This window comes from Pararhizobium antarcticum, assembly GCF_001885585.1.
In the GTDB taxonomy this organism is placed as follows: domain Bacteria; phylum Pseudomonadota; class Alphaproteobacteria; order Rhizobiales; family Rhizobiaceae; genus Pararhizobium; species Pararhizobium antarcticum.
The window spans coordinates 1-5,497 of sequence record NZ_LSRP01000159.1 but is presented as its reverse complement, the minus strand read 5'-3'; the positions used below and the strand labels follow the sequence as shown (position 1 = coordinate 5,497).

6 protein-coding genes are annotated in these 5,497 nt (G+C 54.8%); 4 read left to right on the top strand and 2 right to left on the bottom strand.

Annotation, left to right across the window (positions count from 1 at the left end):
* Positions 1–239: transposase (locus AX760_RS26050; protein WP_139276435.1), on the top strand; the 239-nt coding region annotated here is incomplete at its 5' end.
* On the opposite strand, the gene AX760_RS26045 is transcribed toward AX760_RS26050, so the two are convergent.
* Together AX760_RS26045 and AX760_RS27895 are read right to left on the bottom strand one after the other, a co-directional pair.
* Complete coding sequence (locus tag AX760_RS26045; protein WP_245295113.1) at positions 211–1,545, bottom strand: hypothetical protein; 1,335 nt, start codon at positions 1,543–1,545, stop codon at positions 211–213. The two genes, AX760_RS26050 and AX760_RS26045, sit on opposite strands and share 29 nt — an antisense overlap.
* Positions 1,546–1,590: 45 nt before the next feature.
* Entirely contained in the window at positions 1,591–1,956 is a 366-nt protein-coding gene (locus AX760_RS27895) for a hypothetical protein (protein ID WP_245295112.1), read from the bottom strand.
* Between the two features lie 18 nt (positions 1,957–1,974).
* Between AX760_RS27895 and AX760_RS27890 the strand changes: the two genes are divergently transcribed.
* The 3 genes from AX760_RS27890 to AX760_RS26030 all read left to right on the top strand — a co-directional run bounded on the left by AX760_RS27890 (position 1,975) and on the right by AX760_RS26030 (position 5,373).
* Complete coding sequence (locus AX760_RS27890; protein ID WP_245295111.1) at positions 1,975–2,184, top strand: hypothetical protein; 210 nt, start codon at positions 1,975–1,977, stop codon at positions 2,182–2,184.
* Between the two features lie 676 nt (positions 2,185–2,860).
* Complete coding sequence (locus AX760_RS26035) at positions 2,861–4,018, top strand: hypothetical protein (RefSeq protein WP_071835919.1); 1,158 nt, start codon at positions 2,861–2,863, stop codon at positions 4,016–4,018.
* A gap of 167 nt (positions 4,019–4,185) precedes the next feature.
* Positions 4,186–5,373, top strand: a complete 1,188-nt coding sequence (locus AX760_RS26030) for a hypothetical protein (protein WP_071835918.1) — start codon at positions 4,186–4,188, stop codon at positions 5,371–5,373.
* Positions 5,374–5,497: the final 124 nt, after the last annotated feature.

Here is a 5,497-nt window from a genome sequence, read left to right as displayed (position 1 = left end):
TCTTCGCAAAGGGTCAGAAGAAGGCCAGACCAGGTCTGGCAACTGAAATCGTCAAGCGATCCGATGCGGCCAAAGGCTTCGAGTTGTTGCCACGCCGATGGGTTGTCGAGCGAACCTTCGCATGGCTCGGACGATGCCGTAGACTGGCCAAGGACCTCGAAAACCTGTCAAGAAATGCGCTTGCCTTCCTCAAATTAGCCTCCATCCGCCTCATGCTGCGAAGGCTATGTTCAAAATGAGAAAGTGTTCGGACGGACTCTTAGGGTTTCCCGCCTGAGGACGATTGAACGTGATCTTGGCGGAACGCATGATGCCCTCGACAAGGTCGTTGGCGAACTCCGTGCCATTATCGCTGAAGATATCGCATGGCTTGACCATTCCGATCCAAGGCGTTTCCGCACCAACGAAATCTGAGACATGCCGCTTATCCGACATGATCATGCGGATCGCTGCGGCAGCCGAAACAGCGTTCGGGTTCAAGCTCGCCCGGAACGCCACGATATAGCGTGTGGCGATGTCGATAGCCGCAACGAACCAGACGCGCTTTCCGACAACCGCCTCCTTGTATGCGGGCGGAAGGATCGACCACATGCCAGTCTCGACGAACAGCGTCATCAAATCGACATTCCAGAAATCGATCTCGATGCGTTCACCGACGGACAGCGCATTGATCCCGCGCTTAGCCATCCCGAAATGCTTGAGCGCAGAGGCCCGACCGTGACGACCGTCCCATTTATCGAACGCGTCGAACTTGGAGATGATCGTTTCGAATTTGCTTCGGGTGACCATCAGCAATTTCACCGCCCGATCGGCGTTCACCTTGTCGAGCCTGGCTCTGTACTGAAGATAGACCTTTGCCATGCTGGGCTTGGCACTCGTCATGTACTGCATCGCCTCCTGATGGGCGAAGGCGATAGAATCGGCATCAACCTTTCGGAGATGGAGGCCGGGGCCGTGGTGACGATGCACGATACCGAGCACCTCACCGCCGCAAGCATGATAACGCTTGTAATCTCGGCGGAACGTCTTGACGGACGGTGTCGGAAAAGCCCTCACCTCAACCATCTCGTCGGCACGGATATCGCCGTCTTCGTCGTCGAGGCCCAGCATCTCAGCGATGACTTCCTTCCGCCAGGTGCGAAGCGTCGCCTCGAACTTCTCCTTCGACCAACGCGGCTTCTTTCCGAGCTTCATCCATTCGGCATCGAAACGCTTGATGAACTTTTCACGGAAAAGCGCCAGATGGCGACGCTTCCCGACGATGTCTTCGAATGTGTCGTCACCGAAAATCGCACGCAGTCGCTGGTTTTCAGGAACATTGTAAGCATAGCGGACTTTGGCCGTGCCGCTGACGAGCTTGGCATAAACCTCACTGTGCGGAAGAAAGCGCTCGTCCCTGACGTTAGCCTCGTTGCTGAAAGTCCAACCCTCGGAATCGCGAGACCTGGGCTTCCAATCGACATCGCCATCGGTGAAACGATCCGAGTGGCTCAACTTGACCAGCGCGTGTCGAAAAAGATTGGGCTTGTGGAGGTCGGGCAGCATTGCAGGCTTCCTTGTAGGACAATAGCATTCGGATGATGGGAGCGATTATCGGCGGACCATCAACATGGTCAGGTCATCGATACGGCCAGGCGTTTCGGTCAGAAGAACTCCCTCGTCGATCAACAGGAGAAGCGCCGTTCTACGGAGTCCACGATTCTCACAGCCTCTCAGCAGGTCTCCGAACCGGAAACGCCCACTGAGATTTCTGACAGCATCGCAGGCGCTGTTGAACTCTGCGTCGTTTCGCATGCGCCTAGCGCGCAGGATACGTTCGGCGTTCTCAAATGCACCGTATGTGGCCTCGCGTTCAGTCATGAGGCGGATATCGTTGACAGCTCCGGACTTTGTAGTGCCGTTTTTGTTTTTCCTGACGTAGCCCTCGGCCTTGATACGCTCCAGCAACTCGGTCATCACTTCGGATTTCTGGACGTGCTTGACCGCGACGGCTACGATTTCGCCATCGTTGAAAACCACACAGAAGTCGCAGATGTGTTCACGCAAAACCCCCTCGGCATCGCGGTACAGAAGCACCGGAAACTGAGAGTAGATGGCTTTGACATCCTTGCGGAGCTGGAGAACCTTCGATACACGCCGCTCCAGATCGCTCTCATGATAAACGACTACGTCGTTGAATACTGAGAAGCCACGAAGGGTCTTGCCGTGGGTAGCCGGAGGCTTGCGAACGGCGCGTTCGGCAACGGGTTCATTCCAGAAGATGGTTTCAGCCGTCTTACCTGCGACGATTCCGCGTTATTCCGCCATCCCCGGCATCGGAAGGGCCGTTCTCGGACATACGGTTGGCGCGACCGAAGGTGCGGGGTGTCTTAATCGTAGGCATACTCAAAAAGCCGAGTCCTGCCTGATGAAGCGCGATATGTTTGGAAACCTGACGTGCGAAGTGCATGATGCCATCCTGACTGAGAACAAAAATACCTCACAGGGCGACGACGCAGACGGAATATCCGTCCGTGACATCACTCGGTGGGTAAACGTATTCTGGTCATGCGTGGCTCCTGTGGTCAGAAGTTCCCTGGTACCGGCTTAATTGATCAATGGCGAGCCCGAACCGGGCAATTTCGCCTCAATTTGAGGTACTTCGATCGGTATCGTAAACAGAATTCCAGGTATGGCTCAAAACGATACGGAACAAATAGTGAACACATATTGACTTGTCAAGCATGCGTTGAGACACTCGCTTAATCGCGGAGGTTGTAACTGTTTTCAGAAGGCTTATAGCCAATGCACCAACGCACAACTGGGGTAAGTCCATGTCGCATGCGGCACCAGTTTGATGGCTCTACCTTTGGGAGACAAAATGACACTCGAAGAGTTCACTGCACAATTGAACGGATCGACTTTTTGGAAAGAATTTACCTATTCCGAGACCTGGTTTAATCCGCGTCCCGAACAGCGCGTCGAGCTTGCGGATGGTATCATTCTGATTGGACCACTGGCATACATTTTTCAGTTAAAAGAGCGAACAGAAGCTACCGACGACCCTGAAACTGAGAAGAGGTGGTTTCACAATAAGGTCCTCGGCAAGGCGACGAAGCAGATCAGGGATTCAACACGCTATCTGACCGAACACGAGAGCATCGGGTTGAAAAATGCCCAAGGTCATTCGATTGAAGTCCGGAGCGCCGATCTGACGGACATCAAAAAGGTGATCGTCTTTTCCGGGAGCAAGGCCCTACCGCAGGATTGCTGGGAGACCAAGTTTTACATCAGCAGGACGGCAGGCTTCATGCACATCATAGCCGTGCATGACTACCTGGGCATCGTCGACAAACTTCGGGTTCCCAACGACATCAGGCTCTATTTCGAATACAGGGAACAGGTTCTTCCCCAGCTTCACGAGGATGGGGTCGTTGTCGAAGAGCCAGATATTATGGTCGGATTTCTTAGGGAGTACGATCTCCCTGTACCAGGCTCGAAAGAGCAGTTGCGGGCATTCGTACAGGACCTAGATGCCTTTGATCTCACTCCCATCCTCGGCGACCTGCTAGCGCATATTCAAAATCCACACCCCAGCAACGATTACTATCGGATTTTGCTGGAGTTCGCGAATTCGTCTCGTTCCATCTGGAGGGAGTTTAAGCTTCGGCTCATAAAATCCATGGAGGCAGTCAAGGAGAGAAGGCCTTGCCGTCCTTTCCGCTTCACGGTGCCAGGGATTGATTGCACGTTTATGGTCGCGCCTCTTGATCCCGATTGGCCTTCAAGTGGTTCAGACGGCGTAAGGATGCGGAGCAATGCGGTGGGTATGTTCACCGAAGCGGCCAAGTACGACGCGAAGTCGGCTAGAGCCGTGGGGTTGCTGATATCGGGAGACGGGGAGTTCATTCAGTTGGATTGGTGCCACATCGACCACCCTTGGGCGAAAGACGAGAGAATAGAAGACCTCCTGGCGAATAACCTTTTTCGCCCAGTTAAAGAGCGAATGGTGGACAGCATGTTCTTTCGCGCCGATTGAGGTCGCCAGAACTCAGCCATCTTGCGGTCGTCCTCGCTTCTGAAGGTACTGGAACAAGACGGCAAATTGCGAAACGGCCTTTTGCCGTCTTGTGAAAGATGACGGTGGGCTCCGCTTCCTCCCGTCTCTGATATAAAGCGCTCTGATGACTACATCGGAGGATTCGCGTGGACGATATGGAGGCATTTGATTCGGAATTCCAAAACCAAGAGATTTGGACCGAAACCCTGGTGTTCCCAAACCCGTCCAAGCTAGACGATGCGGGAATGGACTACTATTTCCCGGATTATGACGGACGTTGGAGCGCTCAAACAAAGCGGGCGATGAAGGCGTTGGAAACCGACGGTCTTGAGCTGAACTCCAACTGGGCGCTCGAACGGCAGCACTGGACCTGCCCAGGGTGCCAGCGGTCGAAGTTCGATGTATTCCGGAAATCGTCGAACGGTATCCTGCTTGCAAAGCTTGAGTTGCACCACGACCATATGTCGGAAGAAGCGAAGCAGAGGCCTGCCAAGGTTGCCGGACCGGAATGGAGGGCGGCTTTGGGAGAAGGCGGCTCCCGCGTGATGGATACGATACGGGCTCTTGTCGTCCGGTTTGACACCGCTCTCGTCTGTTCCGAATGCAACGCAGCCGACGGCAAAGCGAAAACCTCGGTGGGCACCGATCCACGCTTCACTTTCGTTGCCACTGAAATCAGGCAATTCGTAAAAGCGACACCGCACCGCGACCACGAAATCGATATCGAAGCCGCCCGAGCGGTGTGGGAGGCGGAGAGACCCGCCTTCGAGCATCGCTTGGCGCTTCTGGCCTCACTGGTGGACGATTTGTTCGCCCGTCGGCTTCAGAATAGATCCGAAGGCGCGCTACCATATGGGCGTTCGATGGTCGACCGCGTCGGAACGGGGGAGACGCTACGCAAGTCCTTCTGGAAGTCTGCGCGCTTCAGCCCGAATAACGGACTCCTGAATACGATCAAGACGGACTTCCTATCTAGGTCGGTTAGTAACGACACAGCGAAGCGGAAGGCCCCCAAAGCGCCTCCCCGCGCTCCCACGGATGAAGAATACAATTCATTCGTCCCTCAGTTCGGAACCCAGAAATGGAACGAGGTCGACGACGACTGGTCTTGTCCATGTTGCTGCCGTGGAAAGCGCGCCTCCATAAGGATGAGTTCGAAGAAAAAATGGACAGCGGCAATCCGAAACGTCGCGCAATACGACATACTTTTGAACCAGGATGAAATTGCGCTTCGTGAGCGGCTGTTTCCGGACTTTGCGAACGATCTTCATCTCGTCCAGCGTCGCTGGGTCGCCGTCTGCTCAGACTGCGCCGACATAACCACGCGCCTGTGAGAGCGGCGGTGCAAAAGTCGGCCACGGTAGCGGCGGAATAATCCAGCTGCGGGCGGAGTAAAATCCGGCCACCTATTTCCTTTCTGCAAATGACAGCAGGATGGACAGGGGATCTACACCGTGG

Coding starts and splice junctions, on each gene's coding strand:
- AX760_RS26035 (WP_071835919.1), top strand. CDS start 2,861: ATGACACTCGAAGAGTTCACTGCACAATTGAACGGATCGACTTTTTGG.
- AX760_RS27895 (WP_245295112.1), bottom strand. CDS start 1,956: ATGACCGAGTTGCTGGAGCGTATCAAGGCCGAGGGCTACGTCAGGAAA.
- AX760_RS26045 (WP_245295113.1), bottom strand. CDS start 1,545: ATGCTGCCCGACCTCCACAAGCCCAATCTTTTTCGACACGCGCTGGTC.